Genomic DNA, 26,072 nt, shown 5'->3' on the forward strand with positions numbered 1-26,072 from the left:
ATGACGAGACGTGAACGGGGCGCCGGCGCCGGATTACGACTTCCGTTACGTAACGGCGTTCGTCGACGATGCCGAACGGCCCCAGCGCTGGGCTGCCGCGATCGGCTTCGACGCGTTTCCACGCCATCACCAGATTCGCCCTCGCGAGCGCCTGCGCAAGCAGGTCATCTCGCTCTGAACCTCCGGTTTCGAATCGCACCGACCGTGCTTCATCACGCATTACTTCAGGCGCGGCTTCACGTCGCCCTCCCGCGTTCGCCCGGCACTCGCGGGCTTCTGATGCTCTGCACCTCAGAGCGACACGGCCTTCGGCCTTCCCACTCGCTTGGCCTTTCGCCCACAACCGGCAGCGACTACAACCTGTGCTGACTTTTCGCTCCGGCTTGCCACCGTCGCCCTTTCAGGCATGAGGCGAGATCTCCCCATTGGGTAAGAACGCACTCCTTCGCTGCACAACCGCCAGATTTACGCCACTTCGCCTTGATCACAAGAGCTTCGCGGCTCTTTGCCTGGTCGCCCTGCTCGGCAGCGCCTTCTATCCGATTCTTGTCCATCGGCTCGCAGCTTGCGCTCCACGCTTCCTCCCTACGCTCGGTCACCCTCCCGCAGTTGCGCTTCGCTTCATTCGCTGTGGTCAACTCATGGCGAGACTTTCACTCGCAGGAGTTCGCCCATGCTGGGCGCACAAAGAAAAAGCCCCGCAAGTCCGAGAACTTGCGGGGCTTTGTCACCGCTTTTGGCGGAGACGGAGGGATTCGAACCCTCGATCCAGGTTTTGGCCCAGATGCTCCCTTAGCAGGGGAGTGCCTTCGACCTCTCGGCCACGTCTCCCAAACTTTCGCTCGCACCAGGGAGGCAGTGCGACGAGAACGAAATAATATAGGGTTTCGAACCGTACGTCAAATTCCGTGATGCATTTTCTTCAATGCATCACGAAAAATTCACGATGCCTGGTCGAGTTCGAAAGCCTTGTGCAGCGCGCGGACGGCCAGCTCCATGTATTTCTCGTCGATCAGCACCGAGATCTTGATTTCGGACGTCGAGATCATCTGGATGTTGATGCCCTCTTCCGACAGCGTGCGGAACATCTTGCTCGCGACGCCCACGTGCGAACGCATGCCGACGCCGACGACCGACACCTTCGACACCTTCGGATCGCCCTGCACGCGCTCGGCGCTCACATGGCCCTGCACCTGGTTGGTGAGGATGTCCATCGCCTTCTGGTAGTCGCCGCGACCGACCGTGAACGTGAAGTCGGTTTTGCCTTCGACGCTCTGGTTCTGGATGATCATGTCGACGTCGACGTTCGCATCGGCCACCGGGCCGAGGATCTGATATGCGATGCCCGGCTTGTCGGGCACGCCCATCACCGCAATGCGTGCTTCGTCGCGCTGGAACGCGATGCCGGAAATGACTGCCTTTTCCATGGTCTCGTCTTCTTCAAAAGTAATCAGGGTGCCCGAGCGCATTTCTTCGTCGAGCGCAATCAGCGGATCGGTCAGGCTCGACAGCACACGCGTCTTCACCTGGTATTTGCCGGCGAATTCGACCGAGCGGATCTGCAGGACCTTCGAGCCGAGGCTGGCCATTTCCAGCATCTCCTCGAACGTCACGCGGTCGAGGCGGCGCGCCTCTTCGACGACGCGCGGATCGGTCGTGTAGACGCCGTCGACGTCGGTATAGATCAGACACTCTTCGGCACCGAGCGCAGCCGCCACCGCCACCGCCGACGTGTCCGAGCCGCCACGGCCCAGCGTCGTGATGTGACCGTCCGGATCGACGCCCTGGAAGCCCGTGATGATCACGACCTTGCCCGCGTTCAGGTCGTCCTTCACGCGCTCGTCGTCGATCGAGTGGATGCGTGCTTTCGTAAACGCGCTGTCGGTCTTGATCGGCACTTGCCAGCCGGCATAGCTCACGGCCTCGACGCCGATTTCCTGCAGCGCGATCGACAGCAGGCCGACGCTGACCTGCTCGCCGGTCGACGCGATCATGTCGAGCTCACGCGGGCTCGGCTGGCTCGAAATCTCTTTCGCAAGACCGAGCAGACGGTTGGTTTCGCCGGACATCGCCGAAGGCACGACCACCATCTGGTGCCCGGCCCGATGCCATTTTGCGACGCGTTTCGCGACGTTCTTGATGCGCTCGACCGAGCCCATCGAAGTGCCGCCGTATTTGTGTACGATGAGTGCCATTGTCGTTCTGAACTGGAGGAGAAGCCGCACGGGCGCGCTGGGCAGGCCGCATAGCCGTTCGGTCACGCGGCTTGTGGCTGTGGACGGACGACAAGGGGGACGGCTGGGACGCAACACGCAAGCGTGACGGATTTTGCCCGGAAGGCCGATCAGGCCGCGCAAACCGGGTACGTCACGCGGAAAACCTGCACAAAACGCTCAAAAATCGAGCCGAGCAAACGACCGAGCGTACCCGATAGAAGCCCGCTTGACAAGCCGCGCGCCGTGGCGGCCACCGTTCCGGCGCTGTTTACCAAATGGTGAAAATGGGCGCGCCATCGCGCCGCCGGAAGCGTGCCGCCGTTACGCGATCAGCAGATCGGGACGCCACTCGATCCGGCGCCATGCGGCGGCGCCGGGCGCCGCCCCGTCAGGCATGCCGATGTCGCGATTGACACCCAGCCGCGGCACGTAGATCAGCCGGTCGCCCGCGAACAGCAGCGGCACGTCGCGTTGCCAGGCCGGCACCCCGCGCTCCTGGAACAGGTTCTTCAGCGTTCGGCCCGGGCCGCCCGGCGACGTACGCATCCGTTCGCCCCCGGCCCGGGCGCGCGCCGCCAGCCGCGCACCGCGCAGCAGCTCCTCCGGCACCGCGTCGGCGCTGCCCGCGTCGGCGGGCGCAAACACGAACGTGCCGCGCCATTGCGGCAGGTGCCACACCTGCTGTCCGTCCCATGCGAGCGCCGCCTCCGGTTGCGGCGTACCCGTACCGTCGTCGGCCGGTTCGCTGCTGTCGCCGGCTTCCCAGTAGACGACGTCGCGATAGAGCCGCAGGCACTGCCCCGCGTGATCGACGCGCAGCGCATGCGCGTCGTGCGCCGCGCGCAGTTGTCGCATCATGTTGGCGAGCCGGGCGGCCGACGCGCCCGGCAAACCGAGCCGGCGCATCCAGAAGCGCAGCAGGTTCGCGCCGCGCGTGTCGTCGAATCCGATCAGCGCGTCGCGCGACAGCGCCTGCCCGTCATCGCGCGCGGCGACGGCGAAATCCAGCTCGGCCAGATCGTCGAGCAGCCGCTGAGCCGCCGCCGCGTGCTGCGCCGCGCGACCGAGCGCATCGCGAAAGCCCGGGAAATGCACGGCCAGCGCCGGCAGCACGTCGACGCGCAGCGCATTGCGCGCATAGCGCGTGTCGCCGTTCGATTCGTCGTCGATCCACGCGAGCGCGTGCTGCTCCACATAGCGCTCGAGTTGCGCGCGCAACAGTCGCAGCAACGGGCGCACGCGCTCGATGCTCACGCCGTCGGGGCGATAACGCGGCGCCATCGCGGCAAGCCCCGCGATTCCCGCACCGCGCAACAGTTGCAGCAGCACGGTCTCGGCCTGGTCGTCCGCATGTTGCGCGAGCCACAGCGCCGCCACGCCATGGCGTTCGCCCATCGCGTCGAGCGCCGCGTAGCGACGCTCGCGCGCCGTCGCCTCGATACCGAGCCCGCTGTCGCGCGGTACGTCGACGCGCATCGATTCGAATGCGACGCCGAGCCGCGCCGCCTCCGCTTCGGCATGCGCGACCCATGCGTCGGCATTCGCGCTCAGGCCGTGATGCACGTGCAACGCGACGCAGCGCGATGCGCCCGCGACGCGCACGGCCGCATCGAGCAGCACCGTCGAATCGAGGCCGCCGCTGTAGGCGATCGCGATGCGCGCATCCGGCGGCAGGCCGGAAAGCGCAACGCCGACCGCGTCGAGGACGACACGGTCGGCGGAGAATTCGGTGGGCGGGATCACGAGCGGGACGCGCGCGCCGCGGCGCGCGCATTGAATACACGGCCGGTCATGCGCCCGGCGTGGTTTCCTTGAACTTGCCGTAGGCCATCAGGCGCTCGAAGCGGCGCTCGCGCAGCGCATCGATGCTCATGCCCTGGAACTGGCGCAGCGAATCGGCCAGCGCGCGGCGCAGCAGCGCGGCCATGCCCTTCGGATCGCGATGCGCGCCGCCGAGCGGCTCGTTGATGATCTTGTCGATCAGGCCGAGCGCCTTCAGGCGGTGCGCGGTCAGGCCCAGCGCTTCCGCGGCTTCGGGCGCCTTCGCGGCGCTCTTCCACAGGATCGACGCGCAGCCTTCCGGCGAGATCACCGAGTAGGTCGAGAACTGCAGCATCATCACGGTATCGGCCACGGCGATCGCCAGCGCGCCGCCCGAACCGCCCTCGCCGATCACCGTCGTGATGATCGGCGTCTTCAGCTCGGCCATCACGTACAGGTTGCGACCGATCGCCTCCGACTGGCCGCGCTCTTCCGCGCCGATGCCGGGGTACGCGCCCGGCGTGTCGACGAACGTGAAGATCGGCAGCCCGAACTTCTCGGCCAGACGCATCAGGCGCTCGGCCTTCCGATAGCCTTCCGGACGCGGCATCCCGAAGTTGCGCGCGGCGCGCTCCTTCGTGTCGCGGCCCTTCTGGTGACCGATCACCATGCACGGATGGCCGCCGAAGCGCGCGAGACCGCCGACGATCGACAGGTCGTCCGCGAACGCGCGATCGCCATGCAGTTCGTGAAAATCGGTAAACAATTCCGCGACGTAATCGAGCGTGTACGGACGCTGCGGGTGCCGCGCGATCTGCGAAACCTGCCACGGCGTCAGGTTCGCGTAGAGGTCCTTCGTCAGTTGCTGGCTTTTCTTCGACAGCCGCTCGATTTCTTCCGAAATATCGACAGCCGAGTCGTCCTGCACGAATCGCAGCTCTTCGATCTTGGCCTCGAGTTCGGCGATCGGCTGTTCGAAATCCAGAAACGTGGTCTTCATGTGTTCGAATCCTTGGGTCTTGCGGCAGCGCGTATTCTACCCGCGCGAGCGGCGCGCAAAACCGGCTCTCAACTATTGATGTTCAAAATTCGATAGCCTGCACTCAGGCGTCGACGTCGGGCGCATCGAGGCTGCGCCACATGTACCAGGTCGCGACGGTGCGCCACGGCTCCCAGTTGGCCGCGACCTCGCGCGCCTCGCTGCGCGTGACGGGTTCGCCGCTGAAGTAATTGACGCTGATCGCACGGATCAGGCCCGGGTCGTCGAGCGGCAGCACGTCCGGCCGCGACAGGTTGAAGATCAGGAACATCTCGGCGGTCCAGCGGCTGATGCCGCGGATCTGCGTGAGTTCCGCGATCACGTCCTCGTCGTCCATCGACGTCCATTTGTCGACGTGCAGCGCCCCCGACACGAAATGCTGCGCAAGATCGAGGATGTATTCCGTCTTGCGCTTCGACAGCCCGCACGCGATCAGCCTGTCAGCGCCGAGCCGGATCACCGGTTGCGGCGCGAGCTTCGGGCAGGCGTCCTCGATGCGCGCCCACAGCGACTGCGCGGACGGCACCGAAATCTGCTGGCCGACGACCGAGCGCGCGAGCGTGACGAACGGGTCGCCGCGTTTCACGAGATGCGCGGGACCGAACTTCGGAATCAGCTTCTTCAGGATCCGGTCGCGCTTGACGAGGTCCGCGCATGCCTTGTCCCAATAGGCGGGACGCACGACGACCTCCTCGCCCTCCGCTTCGGACGCACGTGTCTTGCGGGCCGCGTCGGCGGCCGGCGGCGCGGCCGCCGGCTGCGCATGACCGTTCAGCGCGCCGTTCGGCACGGCGCGCGTCGCGTCCGCCTTCGCCGCCGGTACGCGCTTGGCTGCCGGACGCGCGGCGACCGGGGTCGCGCGCCTGACCGGCGCTTTTCTGGCCGTTGCCATCTTGCCTCCTACCTGACGGATCGGTCAGTGGAACGCACCGCGCTCATACGCGACGCCATTCGGTCGATCCGCCCGGTTTGTCTTCAAGTGCGATGCCGGCTTCGAGCAATTCCGCCCGGATCCGGTCCGCTTCGGCATAGTCCTTCGCTTGCTTCGCCGCGACGCGCGCGGCGATCTTCGCTTCGATCTCGTCGGCCGCGAGCCCGCCCGCCTGCGCGGCGCCGGACGCCTGCTGCAGGAACGCGCGCGGTTCGCGGCCCAGCAGGCCGAGCAGGCCCGCCAGCTGTTTCAGTTGCCGTGCGAGCGACGCGTCACGCGTGCGGTTGACTTCACCCGCCAGCTCGAACAGCGTCGCCACCGCGACCGGCGTGTTGAAATCGTCGTTCATCGCGGCCGCGAAACGCTGTGCGTGCGCCTCGTTCCAGTCGAGCGCGAGCGTGTCGGGCTCGACGTCCTTCAGCGCGGTGTACAGACGCGTGAGCGATGCGCGCGCATCGTCGAGATGCACGTCGCTGTAATTGAGCGGCGAACGGTAATGCGTGCGCACGATGAAGAAGCGCATGACTTCCGCGTCGTAACGCTCGAGTACTTCCCGGATCGTGAAGAAGTTGCCGAGCGATTTCGACATCTTCTCGTTGTCGACCTGCACGAAGCCGTTGTGCATCCAGTAATTGACGAACGTCTCGCCGGTCGCGCCCTCGCTCTGCGCGATCTCGTTCTCGTGGTGCGGGAATTGCAGATCCTGCCCGCCGCCGTGGATGTCGAAATGATTGCCGAGCAGCGAGCAGCCCATCGCCGAGCATTCGATGTGCCAGCCCGGACGGCCCATCCCGTACTTCGACGCCCACGACGCGCCTTCCGGATCTTCCGGCTTCGCGCGCTTCCACAGCACGAAGTCGAGCGGATCCTGCTTCGCATCGTTCGCGGCGACGCGCTCGCCCGCGCGGAGATCGTCGAGCGACTTGCCCGACAGCTTCCCGTAGCTCGCGAACTTGCGCACCGAGTAATTGACGTCGCCATCGGCAGCCTGATACGCGTAGCCGTTCGTCTCGAGCGTCTCGATCATGCCGAGCATCTGCGGGATGAACTGCGTCGCGCGCGGCTCGATGTCGGGCCGCTGGATGCCGAGCGCGGCCTCGTCCTCGTGCATCGCGCCGATGAAGCGATCGGTCAGCGACTTGATCGTCTCGCCGTTCTCGACCGCGCGGCGGATGATCTTGTCGTCGATGTCGGTGATGTTGCGCACGTACGTGACCCGGTAGCCGATCGCACGCAGCCAGCGCTGGACGAGGTCGAACACGACCAGCATGCGCGCGTGGCCCACGTGACAATAGTCGTAGACGGTAATCCCGCATACGTACATCCGCACTTCGCCGGACTGGCGCGGCACGAAAACTTGCTTGTCACGCGCGAGCGTGTTGTAGATGCGCAGTGATTCCATAGAGATGAACCGTGAGCCGAAGGAAACCGCCCTGGCGAAGCTCGCCCAGCATGTGAAACGGACGGACCATCTGCTGCGGCGCCGGGCCGCGCGTCCTCGTTATCACATGGGGCGGTCAGGCTGCAAGCACAGCGGTGACGGCCACGAGAGGCTAAGAAAGACTGTCTGCCGCTCGCCGGAACGCGCAGACGTTTTGTTAGAATGGCTCGGAGTATAACATTCCGATTTACGCCTATGAAACCTCATCGCGGCCGCGCGCCGAGCGCTGCGACCCTCGTTGCGACCACCGTCATGGGCGTCGCGCTGACGCTTTTCGCGGCACCCGCGGCGCATGCGCAGAAAGCCCCGGCGGTCGCCGACGGCACGCCCGAAATCGACGCGTCGATCGGCGGCAAGCAGTGGAAGCAGGCGCTCGCGCAGCTCGACGCGCGCATCGCGTCGAACCCGCACGACGTGCAGGCGCAGTTCAAGCGCGGCACCGTGCTGGCCCGCCTGAACCGCGACGACGACGCGATCCAGCAGTTCGTCGCGATCACGCAGGCGTACCCCGAGCTGCCCGAGCCGTACAACAACCTCGCGGCGCTCTACGCGAAGCACGGCCGCTATGACGAAGCGCGCACCGCGCTCGTCACCGCGACGCAGTCGAACCCGAGCTACACGCTCGCGTACGAGAACCTCGGCGATCTCTACCTGCGCCTCGCGGCCGAATCGTACAAGCGCGCGCAATCGCTTGGCCGCACGAGCGGCGCGACCGCGCAGCGCCTCGCCGATCTGCAGAAGATCGTGTCGCCGTCGAAAGCCGCGCCGAACGCGCGCGCGACGACGCCCGCCACGCGCGATTACACCGAGCGCGCCGCCGCGAACGTGAGCACCACCACGCTGCCGATGTCGCCGACGTTCCAGTTCAGCGGTCCGTCGGGCGCACTGGCGGCGCCGTACGTCGCGCCGTCGCGCTAAGCGGCGCGGCCTTCCTTCCCTCCCAACCTGAGGATCGCAATGAAACGTCTGTTGCTGGCGCTTGGCGGCGCCGCCCTTCTCGCGACCGCGCCCGCATTCGCGCAATCGGCCACCGCGCACCCCGTCGTGCAGCTGAAGACCTCGCAGGGCGACATCCGCGTCGAGCTCTACCCGGAGAAGGCGCCGAAGTCGGTCGCCAACTTCCTCGATTACGTGAAGGCCGGCCAGTACAACGGCACGATCTTCCATCGCGTGATCAAGGGCTTCATGATCCAGGGCGGCGGCTACAAGACCAACTTCGAGGAAAAGCCGACCCGCGCGCCGATCCCGCTGGAGAGCCGCAATGGTCTGAAGAACCTGACGGGCACGATCGCGATGGCCCGCACGAGCGATCCGAATTCGGCCACCGCGCAGTTCTTCATCAATACCGTCGACAACAGCGGCCTCGACTACCCGAACCCGGACGGCAACGGCTATGCGGTGTTCGGCAAGGTCGTGTCGGGTCTCGACGTCGTGAAGAAGATCGAAGGCGTGGCGACGACCTCGCGCGGCCCGATGCAGGACGTACCGGCGCAACCGGTCGTGATCGAATCGGCGAGCATCGTCTCGAAGTAAGCACCTGCCGGCACGTCCGGCGCCTCACGCGGCCGCGTCGCACGACCGGCCGCGTGCCATTTAAACTGCCTCACCGAAGGAATTCATCATGGTTGAACTGCACACGAACCACGGCGTGATCAAGCTCGAGCTCGACGCCGCGAAGGCACCGAAGACGGTCGAGAACTTCCTGAACTACGTGAAGAAGGGCCATTACGACGGCACCGTGTTCCATCGCGTGATCAACGGCTTCATGATCCAGGGCGGCGGCTTCGAGCCGGGCCTGAAGCAGAAGCCGACCGACGCGCCGATCGACAACGAGGCGAACAACGGCCTGAAGAACGACAACTACACGATCGCGATGGCGCGCACGAACGATCCGCACTCGGCGACCGCCCAGTTCTTCATCAACGTGAACGACAACGACTTCCTGAACCACTCGTCGCCGACGCCGCAGGGCTGGGGCTACGCGGTGTTCGGCAAGGTCGTCGAAGGCCAGGACGTGGTCGACAAGATCAAGGGCGTCAAGACGGGCAACGCCGGCTTCCATCAGGACGTGCCGACCGACGACGTCGTGATCGAAAAGGCCGTGGTGGTCTGACGCACCCGCCGTTACGGAGGCACTTCGATGTTGCAGGAGAGTCCGCCGCGAAGCGTCTCCGCGGGCGTGCCGGGCGAGCGCGAGTACGCGCAAGCCGCACGCCCGTTCCTGTTTCTGTCCGATCTGCACCTGAGCGAGGCGATTCCGAAGACGGTCGCCGCGTTCGAGCATTTCGTCAAATACACCGCCGACAGCGCCGATTCGGTGTTCATCCTCGGCGACCTGTTCGAATACTGGATCGGCGACGACGTCCTCGACGACGATCCGTTCGCCGCACGCATGGCCGCGCTGATGCACACGTTCTCGGAACGCGGCATCGCGCTCTACGTGATGCACGGCAACCGCGATTTCCTGCTCGGCCGGCGCTTCATGAAGGCCGCCGGCGCGATGCTGCTGCCCGACCCTTCGCTGATCATGGCGTTCGGCCAGCGCATCGTGCTCGCGCACGGCGACGCGCAATGCACGGCCGACCGCGGCTACCAGGTGTTCCGTCGCTTCGCGCGCAACCGCGTCGCGCAATGGCTGTTTCTCGCGTGGCCGTTCCGGTGGCGCCGCGCGCTCGCGCAGCGCATGCGCTCGAGCAGCGAAGCGGGCCGCATGCGCCCTGCGTCGGCCGTGTACGACGTCACGCAAGAAGGCGTGGCCGCGCTGTTCCGGAAGAGCCGCGCGAGCGTGATCATTCACGGCCACACGCACCGCCCCGCGCGCCACGCCGAGCCGGGCGGGATCCGCTGGGTGCTGCCCGACTGGGATCTCGATCACGGCACGCCGCGCGGCGGCTACCTGCGCGTCGACGCGGAAGGCATCCACGCGATGCCGCTCGACTGACGCCGCCGCTGCCGTCGCACTGACGGCAGCGACCGGCGTCGATCGCGTTCGTTACGTCTGGCGTTCGACCGTCTTGCCTTCGAGCACCGCCGACAGCCTGCGCAGGTCGAGGCGCGCCGCGTCGGCGCCCTGCAGCGTTTCCAGATGCGTGCCGAGCCGCTCGAGCGCCGCGACGATCTCGTCGACGCGGCGGCTTTCCTTCGCCGCGTGATCGATCAGACCGTGAATCGCGAGCGACATCGGATCGTCGGCGTTCGGCGTGATCCCGTATGCGCTGAACGCCGCACGCTCGGCCTGCGGCTTCGGCTGCGCCGGCATCACGATGCGCGCCGGATTGCCCACCGCCGTGCCCCCCGCCGGCACCGGCTTGACGACCACCGCGTTCGAGCCGATCTTCGCGCCCGCGCCGACCGTGAAACCGCCGAGCACCTTCGCGCCGGCACCGACGATCACGCCGGCCTCGAGCGTCGGGTGGCGCTTCGCGCCGCGCGTGAGCGACGTACCGCCCAACGTCACGCCCTGATAGATCGTGCAATCGTCGCCGATGATCGCCGTCTCGCCGATCACGACACCCATGCCGTGATCGATGAACACGCGCCGGCCGATCGTCGCGCCGGGATGGATCTCGATTCCGGTCAGGAACCGGCCGGCCTGCGACACGAACCGCGCGAGCCAGTAACGTTTCGCGCGCCAGCATGCGTGCGCGAACCGGTGCAGCACGAGCGCGTGCAGCCCCGGATAACAGGTCAGCACTTCCCACGCACTGCGAGCGGCGGGATCCCGCTCGCGAATCGTTGCAACGTCTTCGCGCAGTCTCGTGAACATGATGTGATCTGGGAAAAGGCCGGCGCGCATCGCCGGCAATGCCGGCCGTTATCGCGCCGGGTCATTTGCTTATGACGTCCGGCGATTGTAGGGCCAGTCGCGCCCGGCCGCACGCGGCCGCGCGTTCACCCCGCCGTCGGCGCGGGTATTCGACCGGGACGCTTGCCGTGGCGGCGTTTGCAGGGTGTGTCGGTCGGGAGAAATAGAAGCTTCGACGCTTCCGGTGGGTCGAGGCACGGCCTGCCACCGGATTCCCCGCGCCCGGCAATCGGAGCGTCGGCCGCTTACGCGTCGCCGCCCGGCTGGTTCGACTTCAGCAGGATGTGCTTCGCGATGCCGCGCAGGATGTTGACCTCCTCGCGCTCGAGGCCGGTGCGCGCGAACAGGCGCCGCAGCCGCGGCATCAGCTTCTTCGGATTGCGCGGATCGAGGAAGTCGAGCGCGATCAATGCGTTCTCGAGGTGCACGTACATCCGCTCGATCTCGTCGCTCTGCGCGAGCGTGCCGGCTTCGGCCGGCGGCTGCGCCGACGGCTCGCTCGCCTGTTCGAGAAACGCGACGCGCAACTCGTATGCGAGCACCTGCACGGCCTGCGCGAGGTTCAGCGAACTGTAGGCCGGGTTGGCCGGAATATGCGCGAGCGCGCTGCACTGGTCGACATGCTCGTTCGCGAGACCGGTGCGCTCGTTGCCGAACACGAGCGCGATGTCGCCCGCGCCGACCTGCGCGCTCGCCTGCGCGGCGGCCGCGCGCGGTGCAAGACGCGGCGGCCCGTATTCGCGCGTGCGCGCGGTCAGCGCGATCGACCAGTGAACGCCGGACAGCGCTTCGCCGAGCGTCGGCACGACATGCGCGGACGCGAGGACGTCGTCCGCGCCGCTGGCCATCGCGATCGCGTCGGGGTCGCGCTGCACGTGCGGCACGCGCGGCGCGACCAGCACGAGGCGCGAGAAGCCCATCGTCTTCAGCGCGCGGGCGGCTGCCCCGACGTTGCCGGGGTGGCTCGGCTCGACGAGCACGAAGCGGGTGGACGTGAAGCCGCCGGACGGCGGCGCGGACGAGGCCGCGCCCGATTCGGACGGCGCGGCGGTGTTCTGCGGGGTTTCCACTAAGATACGACTCGGTTCATCAGAATGGCCGTATGGTATCGCCATCGCCCCCGCAAACCCACTCGTCCGGACGGCCAGTGGGGGTTTCCCCGCATGCAGATCGCCTGAAACCGCCGAAAATCGGGTAAAATCATGCCTTTACGCGTTGCGCCCGGCGCAGCGCGGGTCGTACCCCGCTCTTTGTCAATTCGCGTCTCACCTCGCCCCGGCACGCTTGCGCCGTTCCGGGCGGTTGTCCCACTTCGTGGCGGCCCGTGCCGCCGGCTACAGGATCCAGGCTCATGCATCCCATGCTCAACATTGCTGTCAAGGCTGCGCGCCGCGCCGGACAGATCATCAATCGCGCGTCCCTCGATCTCGACCTGATCGAGATCCGCAAGAAGCAGCAGAACGACTTCGTCACCGAAGTGGACAAGGCCGCCGAAGACGCGATCATCGAGACGCTGAAGACCGCCTACCCCGATCACGCGATCCTCGCGGAGGAATCGGGCGAATCGGAGAACGAATCCGAATTCAAGTGGATCATCGATCCGCTCGACGGCACGACCAACTTCATCCACGGCTTCCCGTACTACTGCGTCTCGATCGCGCTCGAGCACAAGGGCGTCGTCACGCAGGCCGTCGTCTACGATCCGAACAAGAACGACCTGTTCACGGCCACCCGCGGCCGCGGCGCGTACCTGAACGACCGCCGCATCCGCGTCGGCCGCCGCGACCGCCTGTCGGACGCGCTGGTCGGCACGGGCTTCCCGTTCCGCGAGAAGGACGGCCTCGACGCCTACGCACGCCTCTTCACCGAAATGACGCAGGCCTGCACGGGCCTGCGCCGCCCGGGCGCGGCGGCGCTCGATCTCGCGAACGTCGCGGCCGGCCGCCTCGACGCGTTCTTCGAGCAAGGCATCAACGTGTGGGACATGGCGGCGGGCAGCCTGCTGATCACCGAGGCCGGCGGCCTCGTCGGCAACTACACGGGCGACGCCGATTTCCTGCACCGCCACGAGATCGTCGCCGCGAACCCGAAGATCTACGCGCAGATGATCCCGATCCTGAACCGCTACAGCCGCGTGCATCCGGCAGCGGAGTAAGCCCGGGCCGCGCCCGCGTGGCGCGGCTTTCGCGCAAACCGCTCGCGCGACATCGTCACGATAGCGCGCCGATCGTCTGGCGCACGGATAAATCTTCCGTGCACACGGATCGCTTCGTGCGCCTATCCTGAAGTTGCTCGCGTGGCGCGTGCCGGTCGGCGTGTTGCCGCTCGCTCCGCTTCTGCCGCAACGACGGCGAATGGTTTGCGTCCGGCATGCCCGCGCGGCGAACGAGGCCGCCGGCATGCCGGCCCCGCCTGTATCAACACCGCCACGGCGCCGTGGCAATCGCATCCGAGTCCCCATGTTACGGCTAAGCGAAATCAAACTCCCCCTCGACCACCCCGAGAGCGCACTCGAGGCCGCGATTCGCGCGCGCCTCGCTGAGCTCGGCGTGGCGCCAGACGGGTTGCTCCGTTACACCGTGTTCCGCCGCGCGCACGACGCGCGCAAGCGTGCCGACATCAAGCTCACGTATATCGTCGACGTCGAAGTCAAGGACGAGGCGGCCGCGCTCGAGCGCATCGCCGGCAAGCCGCATTGTGGCGTGACGCCCGACATGACGTACCACTTCGTCACCAAGGCGCCCGAGCACGCCGATTTCCTGCGCCCGGTCGTCATCGGCATGGGTCCGTGCGGGCTGTTCGCGGGGCTGATCCTCGCGCAGATGGGGTTCCGTCCGATCATCCTCGAACGCGGCAAGGCCGTGCGCGAGCGCACCAAGGACACCTTCGGCCTGTGGCGCAAGAGCGTGCTCAATCCCGAATCCAACGTGCAGTTCGGCGAAGGCGGCGCGGGAACGTTTTCCGACGGCAAGCTGTACAGCCAGATCAAGGATCCGAACCACTATGGCCGCAAGGTGCTGGACGAATTCGTCAAGGCCGGCGCGCCCGACGACATCCTGTACCTGAGCCGCCCGCACATCGGCACGTTCCGCCTCGTCAGCATGGTGGAAAAAATGCGTGCGTCGATCCACGAGCTCGGCGGCGAAGTGCGCTTCGAAACCCGTGTCGACGACATCGAAATCGACCAGGGCAAGGTGCGCGCGCTCAAGCTGTCGAACGGGGAAACATTGCGGTGCGACCGCGTGGTGCTGGCCGTGGGCCACAGCGCGCGCGATACGTTCCAGATGCTGCACGACCGCGGCGTCTATATCGAAGCCAAGCCGTTCTCGCTCGGGTTCCGGATCGAGCATCCGCAAGGCGTGATCGATCGCAGCCGCTTCGGCAAGTTCGCGGGCCACAAGCAGCTCGGCGCGGCCGACTACAAGGTGGTCCACCACGCAAGCAACGGGCGCGCGGTCTACAGCTTCTGCATGTGCCCGGGCGGCACGGTGGTCGCCGCGACCTCGGAGCCCGGCCGCGTGGTCACCAACGGAATGAGCCAGTATTCCCGCGCCGAGCGCAATGCGAACGCGGGCATCGTCGTCGGCATCACGCCGGACGACTATCCGGGCGGCCCGCTCGCCGGCATCGCGTTCCAGCGTAAATGGGAAACGCGCGCGTTCGAACTCGGCGGCGGCGATTACCGCGCGCCCGGCCAGCTGGTCGGCGACTTCATCGCGGGCCGGCCGTCGACGTCGCTCGGTGCGGTGGAGCCGTCGTACAAGCCCGGCGTGACGCCGACCGATCTCAGTACCGCGCTGCCGGACTACGTGATCGAAGCGATCCGCGAAGCGCTGCCCGAGATCGACAAGAAGATCGCCGGCTTCGCGATGCACGATGCCGTGCTCACCGGCGTGGAGACGCGCACGTCGTCGCCGATCCGGATTCGGCGCAAGGACGACTACCAGAGCATGAACGTCGAAGGCCTGTATCCGGCCGGCGAAGGCGCCGGCTATGCCGGCGGCATCTATTCGGCGGCGATCGACGGTATCGAAGTCGCGCAAGCGGTCGCGCTCAGCCTGACGTCGGGGCACGCGTCCTGATTAGCGGCACGGGGTCGGCGCGCGCAGGCTCGCCAGCCGAGCGCCGCCGGGCCTGCCCCGCTCGTTGCAACGCTTCGGAAGGGCGAAAGACGCGCCGCCCACGGCCATGCGCCCTTCTTCGGTGCCTCGTGGCAAGCGCTCGCGAGCGACCGCGCGAATTCGGCTGCCACTGCACGACAGCGCCGGCAGTCGACCAAACGGCCAACTTCGCGCGTTCACGTCGATGCCACTGGTAAACTCGGGCAACCCAAGCAACAACTTCATGCCTGACCTATGACCACGCTGTCGCCCGAAGCCTTCGCAGGCCACACTCCAATGATGCAGCAGTACCTGCGCCTTATCTGACGCGGGTCAGCGAAAAAACCTACGCCAAGACTTACGCCTGCTGTTTTGAGAAGCCATTAGCTCAGTCCATCAAGAATCTAGATTCTGGACAAACCCACGGCCGGCCATTACCGATGAAGAAGATGTAGCGAGTGCCTTGTTCTGAAATCGAATTTCTAGCATCCGGCCTTCGCAAGAAACGAATTTTAACCGCCTTAGCAACAACACCCACCTCTGCTTTCAGGGTTGCACTTTCCGGGCTTCCTTCGACTGCTTCAAGGCGACCAAATCTGTATCCAATTGCCATGTAGAAGTGGGCAACCGCGACAACGAATAAGCAAATACCCGCGCCCCCAAACGCTATTCCTCCTACTGAATCACCAGTGATGCCAAAGTACGCAATAGCGCGCTCCAATGCATAGCTACCCAGCAAGGTAGATCCCAGGCCCATGATCGCGTAAGCATTTGCGCGTGACTCTGGTCTCATTTGTAGCCTCACTGAACCGTGATTGATAATTTCAAGAAGCACACCGCCCCCTGATGCGTCCCTGGCTATCGACGAACCCAAACAGTCATAATCTAGGCGATCTAGTAGAGTCGTCCAACGGGAAGTGGTCGCGTTGCGCGTCGTCGCCCCCCGTTTCACTCGGACACGTCCTCGATAGCCTTCAAAATTATTTGCTGGTCGTCAATTACACTCTCATCTCCGGAAAAGCGGGACATTTCCATATGTCCATCGTCGAACACGTCGATCTCGATACGCTCACCGGGCACAGTTATCGAGATCAGAATGGTGTCCGGGCGATGCCAGCCCAATGTATAAAAGAGGCGGCGTTCGTCCAGGTTGCTAAGCAATTCGTACAAAGGATGCGTCATATATCCTCCGTCACGGTCAGCAGATCACGACAAAGCCGAAAATGACGCGGTAGATCGATTCGTTCACGTAGCGGTCTCCGGTCGACATATCGAGGAAATGGACAGAACGTCCGATGCTCGATCAATGAACCCCTACAGTCACAATCTAGACTGTCGACCGCAACTGGCGTGTCGGGGTTAGCACTATGTGGCGGGTTGTGCCCGCAGCGCTACGCGCGTGAGGCAGGACAGGCCCCTGACGCTGCCGAGTCCCCCTACAGCTGGCCAAACGGCCAACTTCGCGCGTTCACGTCGATGCCACTGGTAAACTCGGGCAACCCAAGCAACAACTTCATGCCTGACCTATGACCACGCTGTCGCCCGAAGCCTTCGCAGGCCACACTCCAATGATGCAGCAGTACCTGCGCATCAAGGCCGATCATCCGGACACGCTCGTCTTCTACCGGATGGGCGACTTCTACGAGCTGTTCTTCGAGGATGCGGAAAAAGCGGCACGCCTGCTCGATCTGACCCTCACGCAGCGCGGCGCGTCGGCCGGCACGCCGATCAAGATGGCCGGCGTCCCGCATCACGCGGTCGAGCAATATCTGGCGAAGCTCGTGAAGATGGGCGAATCGGTCGCGATCTGCGAGCAGATCGGCGATCCGGCCACGTCGAAGGGCCCGGTGGAGCGCAAGGTCGTGCGCGTCGTCACGCCCGGCACGCTGACCGATGCCGCGCTGCTGTCCGACAAGAACGATGTCTACCTGCTCGCGATGTGCACCGGCCACAACAAGCGCGGCGTCGCGGTCAACATCGGCCTCGCGTGGCTGAACCTCGCGAGCGGCGCGCTGCGGCTCGCCGAAATCGAGCCCGAGCAGCTCGCCGCCGCGCTCGAACGCATCCGGCCGGCCGAAATCCTGACGCCTGACGGGGCAACCGACGCCATTCCCGCCGGCGCGGGCGCAACCAAGCGCGTGCCGGCCTGGCACTTCGACATCGCATCGGGCACGCAGCGTCTGTGCGACCAGCTCGACGTCGCGAGCCTCGACGGTTTCGGTGCGCATTCGCTGACGAGTGCGTGCGGCGCGGCCGGCGCGCTGCTGCTTTATGCCGCGGCCACGCAAGGCCAGCAACTGCGGCACGTGCGCAGCCTGAAGGTCGAGAACGAAACCGAATACATCGGGCTCGATCCGGCCACGCGCCGCAATCTCGAACTGACCGAGACGCTGCGCGGCACCGAGTCGCCCACGCTGTATTCGCTGCTCGACACCTGCTGCACGACGATGGGCAGCCGCCTGCTGCGTCACTGGCTGCATCATCCGCCGCGCGCATCGGTCGCCGCGCAGTCGCGCCAGCAGGCAATCGGCGCGCTGCTCGATGCGCCGGCCAGCGCGAGCCTCGATGCGCTGCGCAGCGCACTGCGCCAGATCGCCGACGTCGAACGGATCACCGGGCGGCTCGCGCTGCTGTCCGCGCGCCCGCGCGACCTGTCGAGCCTGCGCGACACGTTCGCCGCGCTGCCGGCGCTGCGCGAGCGCATCGGCGCGATCGTCGCGAACGCGGATGCGCTCGCGCGCGTCGACGCGGCGCTCGCGCCGCCCGCCGAATGCCTCGACCTGCTGACGAGCGCGATCGCCACCGAGCCGGCCGCGATGGTGCGCGACGGCGGCGTGATCGCGCGCGGCTACGATGCCGAGCTCGACGAGCTGCGCGACATTTCGGAGAACTGCGGGCAGTTCCTGATCGACCTCGAAGCGCGCGAGCGCGCGCGCACCGGCATCGCGAACCTGCGCGTCGAATACAACAAGGTGCACGGCTTCTACATCGAGGTCACGCGCGGCCAGACCGACAAGGTGCCCGACGACTACCGCCGTCGCCAGACGCTGAAGAACGCGGAGCGCTACATCACGCCGGAACTGAAGACCTTCGAGGATAAGGCGCTGTCCGCGCAGGAACGCGCATTGGCGCGCGAGCGCGCGCTGTACGACTCCGTGCTGCAGGCGCTGCTGCCGTTCATCCCCGAATGCCAGCGCGTCGCCTCGGCCCTCGCCGAGCTCGACCTGCTCGCCGCCTTCGCCGAACGTGCACGCGCGCTCGACTGGGTCGCGCCCACCTTCACCGACGAGATCGGCATCGAAATCGAACAGGGGCGCCATCCGGTCGTCGAAGCGCAGGTCGAGCAGTTCATCGCGAACGACTGCCGGTTCGGCCCCGAGCGCAAGCTGCTGCTGATCACCGGGCCGAACATGGGCGGTAAGTCGACGTTCATGCGGCAGACCGCGCTGATCGCGCTGATGGCGTACGTCGGCAGCTACGTGCCGGCGAAGTCGGCGTGCTTCGGCCCGATCGACCGGATCTTCACGCGCATCGGCGCGGCCGACGATCTCGCAGGCGGCCGCTCGACCTTCATGGTCGAGATGACCGAGGCCGCGGCGATTCTCAACGACGCGACGCCGCAAAGCCTGGTGCTGATGGACGAGATCGGCCGCGGCACGTCGACCTTCGACGGCCTCGCGCTCGCCTGGGCCATTGCGCGCCACCTGCTGGCGCACAACGCGTGCTACACGCTGTTCGCGACGCACTACTTCGAGCTGACGCAACTGCCGGCCGAATTCCCGCAAGCGGCCAACGTCCATCTGTCGGCGGTCGAGCACGGCCACGGTATCGTGTTCCTGCACGCGGTCAACGAAGGCCCGGCGAACCAGAGCTACGGTCTTCAGGTCGCGCAGCTCGCGGGCGTCCCGGCGCCGGTGATCCGCGCCGCACGCAAGCACCTCGCGTATCTCGAACAGCAGTCGGCCTCCCAGCACACGCCGCAACTCGATCTCTTCAGCGCGCCGCCGGCGGCCGTCGACGATCTCGAATGCGCGGATGCGCCGGCGCTGCCCGACACGCCGCATCCGGCGCTCGAAAAACTGCGCGACATCGATCCCGACGATCTCAAGCCGCGCGAGGCGCTCGACCTGCTGTACGAACTGCGCACGCTGGTCCGGTCGCACGATGCCGACGGGCACGCGTAAGCGCATTGCGCGGGGCGTGCCGGCCCGCGCCGCCACCGCGCTCGTCGCGGCGGTTGTTGCGTTCGCGCAGGCCGGGGCGCTGGCCGCGCCGCCCAAGCGCAGCGCCGCGCCCTACTCGTTCGCGGTCGTGTCGGGCGTCATCAACGCCCCGGCGGACGAACCGGCCGCGCAGCGGCTGCTCGATGCGATCGCACGGGAGCGCAACCTCGCGTTCGTCGTCTATGCGGGCGATCTCAAAGGCTCGAAGGAAGCATGCCGCGACACGCTGTATTCGCAGCGCGGCGCGATCCTGGATTCGGCGCGCGTGCCGCTCGTGTTCATTCCCGGCCACGACGACTGGATCGCCTGCAACACCGCGGCGGGAGGCGGCTACGACCCGGTCGAGCGGCTCGATTTCCTGCGGCAGACGCTGCTCGCCGATTCTGCTCTGCCCGACCCGCGTGCGCTGCAGATTACGCGGGAGAGCGAAGTCGCACGGTTCAGGCCGTATCGCGAGAACGCCCGCTGGATGCGCGACGACATCGTCTACGTCGCGCTCAACGTGCCGGCGCCGAACAACCATTATTTGACGGCGGGCGGCCGCAACGGCGAATTCGAGGACCGCGTGATCGCGAACAGCTTCTGGATCGACCACGCGGCCGAATATGCGAAGCGGCGCGAAGCGCGCGCGATGGTCGTGATTTTCGAAGGCGATCCGCAGTTCGAACGCTATGAACGCGCGGAGCGCTTCGCGTGGCTGCGCTTCAACCGGCCGCGCGTACGCGACGGCTTCCGCGAGCTGAAACGAACGCTGGTGAAGGCCGCGGGGGCGTTCCGGGGCCCGATACTGGTGGTGCACGCGAGCGGCGAACCGCTGGCGAACGGCTTTCTGATCGACCGTCCGCTGCATGGCGACGACGGTGAGCTGGTAGGAAACGTGACGCGCGTCACGATCGGACCGCGCCATCCGGCGAATCAGTGGGTGAAGGTAAGCGTATCGCCGGCACGGCAGACGATCTTCAACGTGAGCCTGCAGGAAGTACCGAAGAACCTGCCGGTGCCGCCCACGCTGCCGCTCGTGCCGCGCGACGACGTGCCGCTGCCGCAGATGCCGGAAATCCCCGCGCTGCCGGCGCTGCCCGATGCGTCGTCGGTCGCGCCGCCGTTGCAGGGCGACGGCGCCGCACCGGGCGGCGCGTCGTGGCCTGCACCGCCCCCTGCATCGGGGCCGGTGCCGGGCCTGCCGGCAAGCTCAGTGCAGGGTGCGCCCTGACGGCGCCTCGCCGTCTTCGTCGTCGTCCTCGTCGACGATCTCGAGCCCTTCCGCGCCATGCGCGTGCTCGTGCTCGATTTCGTCTTCGGTGGCTTCGCGCACGTCCTTCACGGTCAGCGCGAAACGCAGCGCCATGCCCGCCAGCGGGTGGTTGCCGTCGAGCACGACCTTGTCTTCGGCGATATCGGTGACCGTATAGATCAGCGAGTCGACTTCCTCGTCACCGTCTTCCGGCGTGCCTTCGAACTGCATGCCCACTTCGAGCGGCTCGGGAAAACGGTCGCGCGGCTCGATCTTCACGAGTTCGGGATCGTAGTCGCCGAACGCGTCCTGCGGCTCGAGCTGGATCTGCGCCTGGTAGCCAGCCTCGTGGCCGTCGAGCTGTTCCTCGATCTTGGGGAACGTGCCATCATAGCCGCCGTGCAGATAGACCATCGGCTCGTCGCTTTCCTCGATCAGGTTGCCCTGTGTGTCCGACAGCTTGTAAGTGACCGACACGACGGTGTTTTTTGCGATTTTCATCCAATTCTCCCAAATACAAGTCTCATTATACGATGCGCAACCGGTCTCAAGCCGAACCGCGGCAAGCCGCTGCCGCCCCGCTCGGCGCGCCGCCCCCCGATCTTCCCACGCCGCTGCTCGGCGGCCTTACGCCGGCGCAATTCATGCGCGGCTACTGGCAAAAGAAGCCGCTGCTGATCCGCCAGGCGATTCCCGGCGTCGCGTCGCCGGTCACGCGCGATGCATTGTTCGAGCTCGCCGCCGACTATGACGCGGAATCGCGATTGATCACCCATTTTCGTAACAAGTGGCAACTGGCGCACGGTCCGTTCGAATCCGACGCGCTGCCCGCCGTTACGCGCAAATCCTGGACCCTGCTCGTGCAGGGGCTCGATCTGCACGTCGACGCGGCGCGCGCGCTGCTCGACCGCTTCCGCTTCATCCCCGACGCGCGGCTGGACGACCTGATGATCTCGTATGCGACGGACGGCGGGGGCGTCGGCCCGCATTTCGATTCGTATGACGTATTCCTGCTGCAGGTCGAGGGCCGGCGCCGCTGGCGGGTCGGCGCGCAGAAGGATCTGTCGCTGCAGCCGGACGTGCCGCTGAAGATTCTCGAAAACTTCGAGCCGAGCGACGAATGGGTGCTGGAGCCCGGCGACATGCTGTATTTGCCGCCGCACATCGCGCACGACGGCGTCGCCGAGGGCGAGTGCATGACCTGTTCGATCGGATTCCGGGCGCCGTCCGCGGGCGAGCTGGGCGCCCAGTTCCTGTACTACCTCGCGGAGCGCGGCGGCCTGCGCGACGCGGGCGGCGACGATCTCTACCGCGATCCGAAGCAGCCGGCCGTCGATGCGCCCGCGCAACTGCCGCCGGCCATGGTCGAACGTGTCGCCGAGATCGTCGACGCGATCCGCTGGCGCAAGCGCGACGTCGCCGAATTCCTCGGCTGCTACCTGAGCGAGCCCAAATCGAACGTCGTTTTCGACCCGCCCGAGCGCCCGCTGTCGGAGGCGGCGTTCGTCGCGCAGGCGTCACGCCGCGGCGTGCGTCTCGACAGAAGGGCCGCATTGATGTATAACGCGCGCTCGTACTTCATTAATGGCGAGGAAGGACCACTCGAGCAAGCCGATGAATGGCTGCCCGAACTGGCCAATCAACGCCAGATGGAGGCGAAACGGTTTGTAACACTATCCCGGGTTCCCTCGATGACAGCCTTGTTGCACGAGTGGTATCGTGCGGGCTGGATACGGGTCGGATGCCGGAATTAGTGTGAGTCGCCCCGTATGCCCGTACAGATCAAATTCTGTATGGGAAAGACAACGTATTGACCCCGCATTTGTCGACGGTCGATAGGAAAGTGCATATAATTTCCGCCCAAGCCGTAGGGAAGATTCACGCTCTAAGAAGTGCATCTCCACCAGCGGCCCAGGTCGGTGTTGGAGCACATTACCGGTATTGTTTCGCGCTGTTGCTTACCTTTAACCATAAAAGGACGTGATCATGAAGAAATCCCTCCTCGTAGCTTCCCTGTTGGCTGCTGTTGCACTGGCTGCTTGCAACAAGAGCGCTGATCAAGCTGCTTCGTCGGCTGCAAGCGACGCGGCTGCTGCTGCTTCGTCGGCTGCTTCGGCAGTTGCTGGTGCTGCGAGCGACGCTTCGGCTGCTGCTTCGTCGGCAACGGCTGCTGCGAGCGACGCTGCTGCTGCAGTGGCGTCGGCTGCTTCGGCAGCGACGGCTGCTCCGGCTTCGGGCGCAAGCCAGTAAGCCTTCAGCGTCAGCTGAAAAAAAACCGGCCCGAGGGCCGGTTTTTTTACGTCTGCCGCTTTCGAATCGAGCGCCCGGCAGTCGCTTCGGGCCGCCGCGGCGGCCCCGCGCTGCTCATCCGAGCGTCAACCAGCCGAAGCCCGCGTCCTGCGAGGCCACGATCACGTCTTCCCCGTCCGTCCCGAGCACGCCGCCAAACGCCTGGCGAGCCAGTTCCGGCAGATTGTTCTGCTGGCTCAGATGGGCCGCGACCAGGTGCTGGAGACGGCTGCGTTCGAGCGACGCGAGGATGTCGGCCGCCGCGTCGTTGCTCAGGTGGCCGTGGTTGCCGCCGATCCGCGCCTTCAGCGACTGCGGATAGCGGCTGGCGGCCAGCATCGCGGTATCGTGGTTGGATTCGAGGACGAGCGCGTCACAGCCGCTCAAAACGGCCGTGATGTGCGGCGTGGCCATCCCGACGTCCGTCAGCACGCCGAGCCGGCGGCTTCCGTCCATGAACACGAACTGGAGCGGTTCCCGCGCATCGTGGGGAACCGTATAGGGCATCACGGCCAGATCGCGTATCGCGGCCGTCTCGTCGCCCCACAGCACGTGCAGATCGACATCGGCCTCGTCCGCGCCGACCGCGCGCGCGGTGCCCCAGCTCATGTAGAGCGGCAGCGACGCGCGGCGCGCGAGCGTCAGCGCACTGCCGACGTGGTCGCTGTGTTCGTGGGTAATGAGGATCGCATCGAGATCGGCGATGCAGAGATTCAGTCGGCCGAGCCGGCGCTCGACCTCCTTGGCGGAAAAGCCGCAGTCGAGCAGCACGCGGGTGGTCGTCGTGCCGCTCGAGGCCTCGACGACCAGCGCGTTGCCTTCGCTGCCGCTTCCGAGGCTGGCGAATCGCACGCGTTCAGTTCAGTTGCGCGTGCAGCAGCGAGATGATCCGCTGCGCGTCCGACGAGTTGTCGATCTGGCCATTCGCGCCGATCACCGCGACCTGCGTGCCGCCGGTGCCTTGCGCGCGCACGTTGACGAGGAACTCCTTGCCCGGCTTCGCCGCCGACGGGCCGCCGTAGAACAGCTTGCCGAACAGGCCGTCACGCTTGAGCTCTTCCATCGAATTCGCATAGCGCACGGTGTACACGCCCTTCTCGCGGTCGCGATTGTCGACCGTGAAGTTGGTCCGGTCGAGCGCGAGGCCCACACGCAGCCAGGCGCGATCGAACGACTCGGCCAGTTGCAGCGTCGCCGCGCCGCCGCTCGTGTCGCTGACCTGCGCCGGCGCCGTCGCGGGGCGCGCATCGGTCAGCAACTGCTTTGCCTGCGCGTCGGTCAGGCCGAACTTCTGCATCAGCTTCGACAGGAACACGGCTTCGAGCACCGGGTTGCGCGGCCGCTCTTCCCAGCGCGACGACGTGCCGCCCTGCGGGCCGACCATCATTTCTTCCATCGCGCTGTGCGTGATCGAGATGTCGGTGTTGCCGTCCGGCGTGCGGTTCACGAGCGTGCGGAAGCGGTCGCGCGTACCCGACGAATACGCGAAATCGATGACCTTGCCGATCGTGCGGCGGAACCAGTCGTCCGGAATGTTCGCGCGGTTCTCGGCCCAGTCGGTGGCCATGATGCCCGTCGACGGCGCATCGGTCTTCAGCGAGAAGCCGTTCTCCTGCCAGAATTCCTTCAGGATCGGCCACAGCTGCTCGGGCGTGCGGCCGTCGACGACGAGCCAGCGGCGGTCGCCGTCGCGCTCGATGTGCATGCCGAGCGGATCCTGCGCGCTCGGGATGCCGTCGGTCGCGTTGCCGGCCTTCGTCGTGGCCCGCGGCGGCAGCGTGCCGAGCCCGGCGTTGGTCGGCGGCGCGACGAACTGCTGCGTCGTCGGCACCGGCTTCAGGTCGCTCGGCACCGCGAGCGGCGGCGCCGAACCGGTGTTCTTGTAGTTGACCCGGTCGGGGGCCAGGTAATCGTTCAGCGTATCGCAGCCAGCGAGCGCGCCCAGCGCCAGCGCCACCACCGACAACTGGATGGCGCGAGAGGAAAAGGCGAAACGTTTCATGAAATCCTTCGTCTTGCTAGAACGCTCGTCAGGAGCGGCGCCGGACGGAGCCGGCCGGTGCGGGTTGATCAGGGGTCGAGCCGGCGGCCGCAGGACGCGGCCGCCTTGCCATCAGAGAACGCCGGCCTCGACGAGGGCCGAACGCACGGCATCGTGGCAGCGCTCGTCGAGCGCCGTGAGCGGCAGCCGGATACCGCCCTGCATCTTGCCCATCGCCTGCAGCGCCCACTTCACCGGGATCGGGTTCGCTTCGATGAACAGGTTCTTGTGCAGCGACAGCAGCTTCATGTGCAGCGTGCGGGCCGTCTGCACGTCGCCGGCCAGCGCCGCGCGGCACAGCTCGCTCATCGCGCGCGGCGCGACGTTCGCGGTCACCGAGATGTTGCCGTGGCCGCCGAGCAGCATCAGCGCAATCGCGGTCGGATCGTCGCCGCTGTAGATCGCGAAATGCTTCGGCGCGGCCTTGATCAGGTGCGCGGCGCGATCGATGTTGCCGGTCGCTTCCTTCACGCCGATGATGCCGGGGACTTCCGCGAGGCGCAGCGTCGTCTCGTGCGCCATGTCCGCGACCGTCCGGCCCGGCACGTTGTACAGGATCACCGGCAGGTCGACCGCTTCGGCGATCGTCCGGAAGTGGCGGTACATGCCTTCCTGCGTCGGCTTGTTGTAGTACGGCACGACCTGCAGCGTCGCGTCCGCGCCGACGGCCTTCGCGTGCTTCGTCAGCTCGATCGCCTCGGCGGTCGAATTGCCGCCCGCGCCCGCGATGATCGGGATGCGTTTCGCCGCATGCTCGACCGCCGTGCGGATCATCAGGATGTGCTCTTCGACGTTGAGCGTTGCCGACTCGCCGCTCGTACCGACGACGACGAGCGCATCGGTGCCTTCCGCGATGTGCCAGTCGATCAGTTTGCGAAACGCCGGCAGGTCGAGACTGCCGTCTTCGAGCATCGGGGTGACGATCGCGGGGATGCTGCCGCGGATTTGAATGCCGTCTTGGGTGCCGTTAGCCATGAAACGCGATTGATTGT

The 26,072-nt window shown here is 66.3% G+C and carries 23 protein-coding genes, 1 tRNA gene and 1 pseudogene; 11 read left to right on the forward strand and 14 right to left on the reverse strand.

Going from position 1 to position 26,072, the window contains the following annotated elements; all coding sequences use genetic code 11:
* The first annotated feature begins 10 nt into the window (after positions 1-10).
* Positions 11-178 carry a hypothetical protein gene (locus tag QZM15_RS13875; protein ID WP_302106577.1) on the forward strand — a complete coding sequence of 56 codons (168 nt, stop codon included), beginning with the start codon at positions 11-13 and terminating at the stop codon, positions 176-178.
* 559 nt (positions 179-737) lie between these two features.
* Here the strand turns inward: QZM15_RS13875 and QZM15_RS13880 are convergent.
* The 6 genes from QZM15_RS13880 to cysS all read right to left on the reverse strand — a co-directional run bounded on the left by QZM15_RS13880 (position 738) and on the right by cysS (position 7,349).
* Positions 738-831 (reverse strand) — tRNA-Ser (locus QZM15_RS13880).
* A gap of 110 nt (positions 832-941) precedes the next feature.
* Entirely contained in the window at positions 942-2,195 is a 1,254-nt protein-coding gene (locus QZM15_RS13885) for an aspartate kinase (protein WP_124658725.1), read from the reverse strand.
* 342 nt (positions 2,196-2,537) lie between these two features.
* Positions 2,538-3,959, reverse strand: a complete 1,422-nt coding sequence (tilS, locus tag QZM15_RS13890; protein WP_302106578.1) for a tRNA lysidine(34) synthetase TilS — start codon at positions 3,957-3,959, stop codon at positions 2,538-2,540.
* 46 nt (positions 3,960-4,005) lie between these two features.
* Positions 4,006-4,977 (reverse strand): acetyl-CoA carboxylase carboxyltransferase subunit alpha, encoded by a 972-nt coding sequence (locus tag QZM15_RS13895; protein WP_006401892.1) that lies wholly within the window; start codon positions 4,975-4,977, stop codon positions 4,006-4,008.
* A 103-nt stretch (positions 4,978-5,080) separates the two neighbouring features.
* Positions 5,081-5,908, reverse strand: a complete 828-nt coding sequence (locus QZM15_RS13900) for a DNA-3-methyladenine glycosylase (protein ID WP_302106579.1) — start codon at positions 5,906-5,908, stop codon at positions 5,081-5,083.
* Between the two features lie 43 nt (positions 5,909-5,951).
* Positions 5,952-7,349: a cysteine--tRNA ligase gene (cysS, locus tag QZM15_RS13905; protein WP_302106580.1), complete on the reverse strand. Its 1,398-nt coding sequence runs from the start codon at positions 7,347-7,349 to the stop codon at positions 5,952-5,954.
* Between the two features lie 234 nt (positions 7,350-7,583).
* Between cysS and QZM15_RS13910 the strand changes: the two genes are divergently transcribed.
* From QZM15_RS13910 to QZM15_RS13925, 4 genes are all read left to right on the forward strand, one after another.
* A complete protein-coding gene (locus tag QZM15_RS13910) occupies positions 7,584-8,306 on the forward strand; it encodes a tetratricopeptide repeat protein (protein ID WP_059608914.1) in 723 nt (240 codons plus the stop codon).
* Between the two features lie 39 nt (positions 8,307-8,345).
* Positions 8,346-8,921 (forward strand): peptidylprolyl isomerase, encoded by a 576-nt coding sequence (locus QZM15_RS13915; RefSeq protein WP_034188904.1) that lies wholly within the window; start codon positions 8,346-8,348, stop codon positions 8,919-8,921.
* An 88-nt stretch (positions 8,922-9,009) separates the two neighbouring features.
* A complete protein-coding gene (locus QZM15_RS13920; protein ID WP_006483987.1) occupies positions 9,010-9,501 on the forward strand; it encodes a peptidylprolyl isomerase in 492 nt (163 codons plus the stop codon).
* 27 nt (positions 9,502-9,528) lie between these two features.
* A complete protein-coding gene (locus QZM15_RS13925; RefSeq protein ID WP_226231980.1) occupies positions 9,529-10,329 on the forward strand; it encodes a UDP-2,3-diacylglucosamine diphosphatase in 801 nt (266 codons plus the stop codon).
* Positions 10,330-10,380: 51 nt separating this feature from the next.
* Here the strand turns inward: QZM15_RS13925 and cysE are convergent, their stop codons facing one another.
* Both cysE and QZM15_RS13935 read right to left on the reverse strand, forming a co-directional pair.
* Positions 10,381-11,154 carry a serine O-acetyltransferase gene (gene cysE, locus QZM15_RS13930; RefSeq protein ID WP_059583378.1) on the reverse strand — a complete coding sequence of 258 codons (774 nt, stop codon included), beginning with the start codon at positions 11,152-11,154 and terminating at the stop codon, positions 10,381-10,383.
* Between the two features lie 284 nt (positions 11,155-11,438).
* Positions 11,439-12,263: an RNA methyltransferase gene (locus QZM15_RS13935; protein WP_302106581.1), complete on the reverse strand. Its 825-nt coding sequence runs from the start codon at positions 12,261-12,263 to the stop codon at positions 11,439-11,441.
* A gap of 281 nt (positions 12,264-12,544) precedes the next feature.
* Here QZM15_RS13935 and QZM15_RS13940 point away from each other — a divergent pair, with 281 nt between their 5' ends.
* Complete coding sequence (locus QZM15_RS13940) at positions 12,545-13,348, forward strand: inositol monophosphatase family protein (RefSeq protein ID WP_059608913.1); 804 nt, start codon at positions 12,545-12,547, stop codon at positions 13,346-13,348.
* 304 nt (positions 13,349-13,652) lie between these two features.
* Complete coding sequence (locus QZM15_RS13945) at positions 13,653-15,275, forward strand: NAD(P)/FAD-dependent oxidoreductase (RefSeq protein WP_060310075.1); 1,623 nt, start codon at positions 13,653-13,655, stop codon at positions 15,273-15,275.
* Between the two features lie 406 nt (positions 15,276-15,681).
* Here the strand turns inward: QZM15_RS13945 and QZM15_RS13950 are convergent, their stop codons facing one another.
* On the reverse strand, positions 15,682-16,128 hold the full coding sequence (locus QZM15_RS13950; RefSeq protein ID WP_124863497.1) for a hypothetical protein: 447 nt from the start codon (positions 16,126-16,128) through the stop codon (positions 15,682-15,684).
* A 113-nt stretch (positions 16,129-16,241) separates the two neighbouring features.
* Positions 16,242-16,475, reverse strand: a complete 234-nt coding sequence (locus QZM15_RS13955; RefSeq protein WP_302106582.1) for a hypothetical protein — start codon at positions 16,473-16,475, stop codon at positions 16,242-16,244.
* Positions 16,476-16,819: 344 nt separating this feature from the next.
* On the opposite strand from QZM15_RS13955, the gene mutS reads away from it, so the two are divergent.
* Together mutS and QZM15_RS13965 are read left to right on the forward strand one after the other, a co-directional pair.
* Entirely contained in the window at positions 16,820-19,477 is a 2,658-nt protein-coding gene (gene mutS / locus QZM15_RS13960) for a DNA mismatch repair protein MutS (protein ID WP_059583370.1), read from the forward strand.
* A complete protein-coding gene (locus QZM15_RS13965) occupies positions 19,458-20,729 on the forward strand; it encodes a hypothetical protein (RefSeq protein WP_302106583.1) in 1,272 nt (423 codons plus the stop codon). The genes mutS and QZM15_RS13965 overlap by 20 nt, the downstream gene beginning before the upstream one ends.
* Here the strand turns inward: QZM15_RS13965 and QZM15_RS13970 are convergent.
* On the reverse strand, positions 20,709-21,251 hold the full coding sequence (locus tag QZM15_RS13970) for a peptidylprolyl isomerase (RefSeq protein WP_059583368.1): 543 nt from the start codon (positions 21,249-21,251) through the stop codon (positions 20,709-20,711). The two genes, QZM15_RS13965 and QZM15_RS13970, sit on opposite strands and share 21 nt — an antisense overlap.
* A gap of 32 nt (positions 21,252-21,283) precedes the next feature.
* Here QZM15_RS13970 and QZM15_RS13975 point away from each other — a divergent pair, with 32 nt between their 5' ends.
* Together QZM15_RS13975 and QZM15_RS33995 are read left to right on the forward strand one after the other, a co-directional pair.
* Positions 21,284-22,504, forward strand: coding sequence for a cupin domain-containing protein (locus QZM15_RS13975; protein WP_302106584.1), 1,221 nt, complete (start codon positions 21,284-21,286; stop codon positions 22,502-22,504).
* 56 nt (positions 22,505-22,560) lie between these two features.
* Positions 22,561-22,807: pseudogene (locus QZM15_RS33995) on the forward strand (hypothetical protein).
* A 307-nt stretch (positions 22,808-23,114) separates the two neighbouring features.
* Here QZM15_RS33995 and QZM15_RS13980 read toward each other — a convergent pair.
* From QZM15_RS13980 to dapA, 3 genes are all read right to left on the reverse strand, one after another.
* On the reverse strand, positions 23,115-23,891 hold the full coding sequence (locus QZM15_RS13980) for an MBL fold metallo-hydrolase (protein WP_302106585.1): 777 nt from the start codon (positions 23,889-23,891) through the stop codon (positions 23,115-23,117).
* A 4-nt stretch (positions 23,892-23,895) separates the two neighbouring features.
* Positions 23,896-25,041, reverse strand: coding sequence for an outer membrane protein assembly factor BamC (bamC, locus tag QZM15_RS13985; protein WP_059583363.1), 1,146 nt, complete (start codon positions 25,039-25,041; stop codon positions 23,896-23,898).
* A 111-nt stretch (positions 25,042-25,152) separates the two neighbouring features.
* A complete protein-coding gene (gene dapA / locus QZM15_RS13990; protein ID WP_059583362.1) occupies positions 25,153-26,055 on the reverse strand; it encodes a 4-hydroxy-tetrahydrodipicolinate synthase in 903 nt (300 codons plus the stop codon).
* Positions 26,056-26,072 lie beyond the last annotated feature (17 nt).

This window comes from Burkholderia sp. AU44665 (assembly GCF_030504405.1).
Taxonomy (GTDB): Bacteria; Pseudomonadota; Gammaproteobacteria; order Burkholderiales; family Burkholderiaceae; genus Burkholderia; species Burkholderia semiarida.

What these genes read in the sequence shown, in the direction of transcription:
- QZM15_RS13885 (WP_124658725.1), bottom strand. Translation starts at nt 2,195, where the DNA reads ATGGCACTCATCGTACACAAATACGGCGGCACTTCGATGGGCTCGGTC.
- QZM15_RS13895 (WP_006401892.1), bottom strand. Translation starts at nt 4,977, where the DNA reads ATGAAGACCACGTTTCTGGATTTCGAACAGCCGATCGCCGAACTCGAG.
- QZM15_RS13900 (WP_302106579.1), bottom strand. Translation starts at nt 5,908, where the DNA reads ATGGCAACGGCCAGAAAAGCGCCGGTCAGGCGCGCGACCCCGGTCGCC.
- cysS (WP_302106580.1), bottom strand. Translation starts at nt 7,349, where the DNA reads ATGGAATCACTGCGCATCTACAACACGCTCGCGCGTGACAAGCAAGTT.
- QZM15_RS13910 (WP_059608914.1), top strand. Translation starts at nt 7,584, where the DNA reads ATGAAACCTCATCGCGGCCGCGCGCCGAGCGCTGCGACCCTCGTTGCG.
- QZM15_RS13915 (WP_034188904.1), top strand. Translation starts at nt 8,346, where the DNA reads ATGAAACGTCTGTTGCTGGCGCTTGGCGGCGCCGCCCTTCTCGCGACC.
- QZM15_RS13920 (WP_006483987.1), top strand. Translation starts at nt 9,010, where the DNA reads ATGGTTGAACTGCACACGAACCACGGCGTGATCAAGCTCGAGCTCGAC.
- QZM15_RS13925 (WP_226231980.1), top strand. Translation starts at nt 9,529, where the DNA reads ATGTTGCAGGAGAGTCCGCCGCGAAGCGTCTCCGCGGGCGTGCCGGGC.
- cysE (WP_059583378.1), bottom strand. Translation starts at nt 11,154, where the DNA reads ATGTTCACGAGACTGCGCGAAGACGTTGCAACGATTCGCGAGCGGGAT.
- QZM15_RS13940 (WP_059608913.1), top strand. Translation starts at nt 12,545, where the DNA reads ATGCATCCCATGCTCAACATTGCTGTCAAGGCTGCGCGCCGCGCCGGA.
- QZM15_RS13945 (WP_060310075.1), top strand. Translation starts at nt 13,653, where the DNA reads ATGTTACGGCTAAGCGAAATCAAACTCCCCCTCGACCACCCCGAGAGC.
- QZM15_RS13955 (WP_302106582.1), bottom strand. Translation starts at nt 16,475, where the DNA reads ATGACGCATCCTTTGTACGAATTGCTTAGCAACCTGGACGAACGCCGC.
- mutS (WP_059583370.1), top strand. Translation starts at nt 16,820, where the DNA reads ATGACCACGCTGTCGCCCGAAGCCTTCGCAGGCCACACTCCAATGATG.
- QZM15_RS13965 (WP_302106583.1), top strand. Translation starts at nt 19,458, where the DNA reads ATGCCGACGGGCACGCGTAAGCGCATTGCGCGGGGCGTGCCGGCCCGC.
- QZM15_RS13970 (WP_059583368.1), bottom strand. Translation starts at nt 21,251, where the DNA reads ATGAAAATCGCAAAAAACACCGTCGTGTCGGTCACTTACAAGCTGTCG.
- QZM15_RS13975 (WP_302106584.1), top strand. Translation starts at nt 21,284, where the DNA reads ATGCGCAACCGGTCTCAAGCCGAACCGCGGCAAGCCGCTGCCGCCCCG.
- bamC (WP_059583363.1), bottom strand. Translation starts at nt 25,041, where the DNA reads ATGAAACGTTTCGCCTTTTCCTCTCGCGCCATCCAGTTGTCGGTGGTG.
- dapA (WP_059583362.1), bottom strand. Translation starts at nt 26,055, where the DNA reads ATGGCTAACGGCACCCAAGACGGCATTCAAATCCGCGGCAGCATCCCC.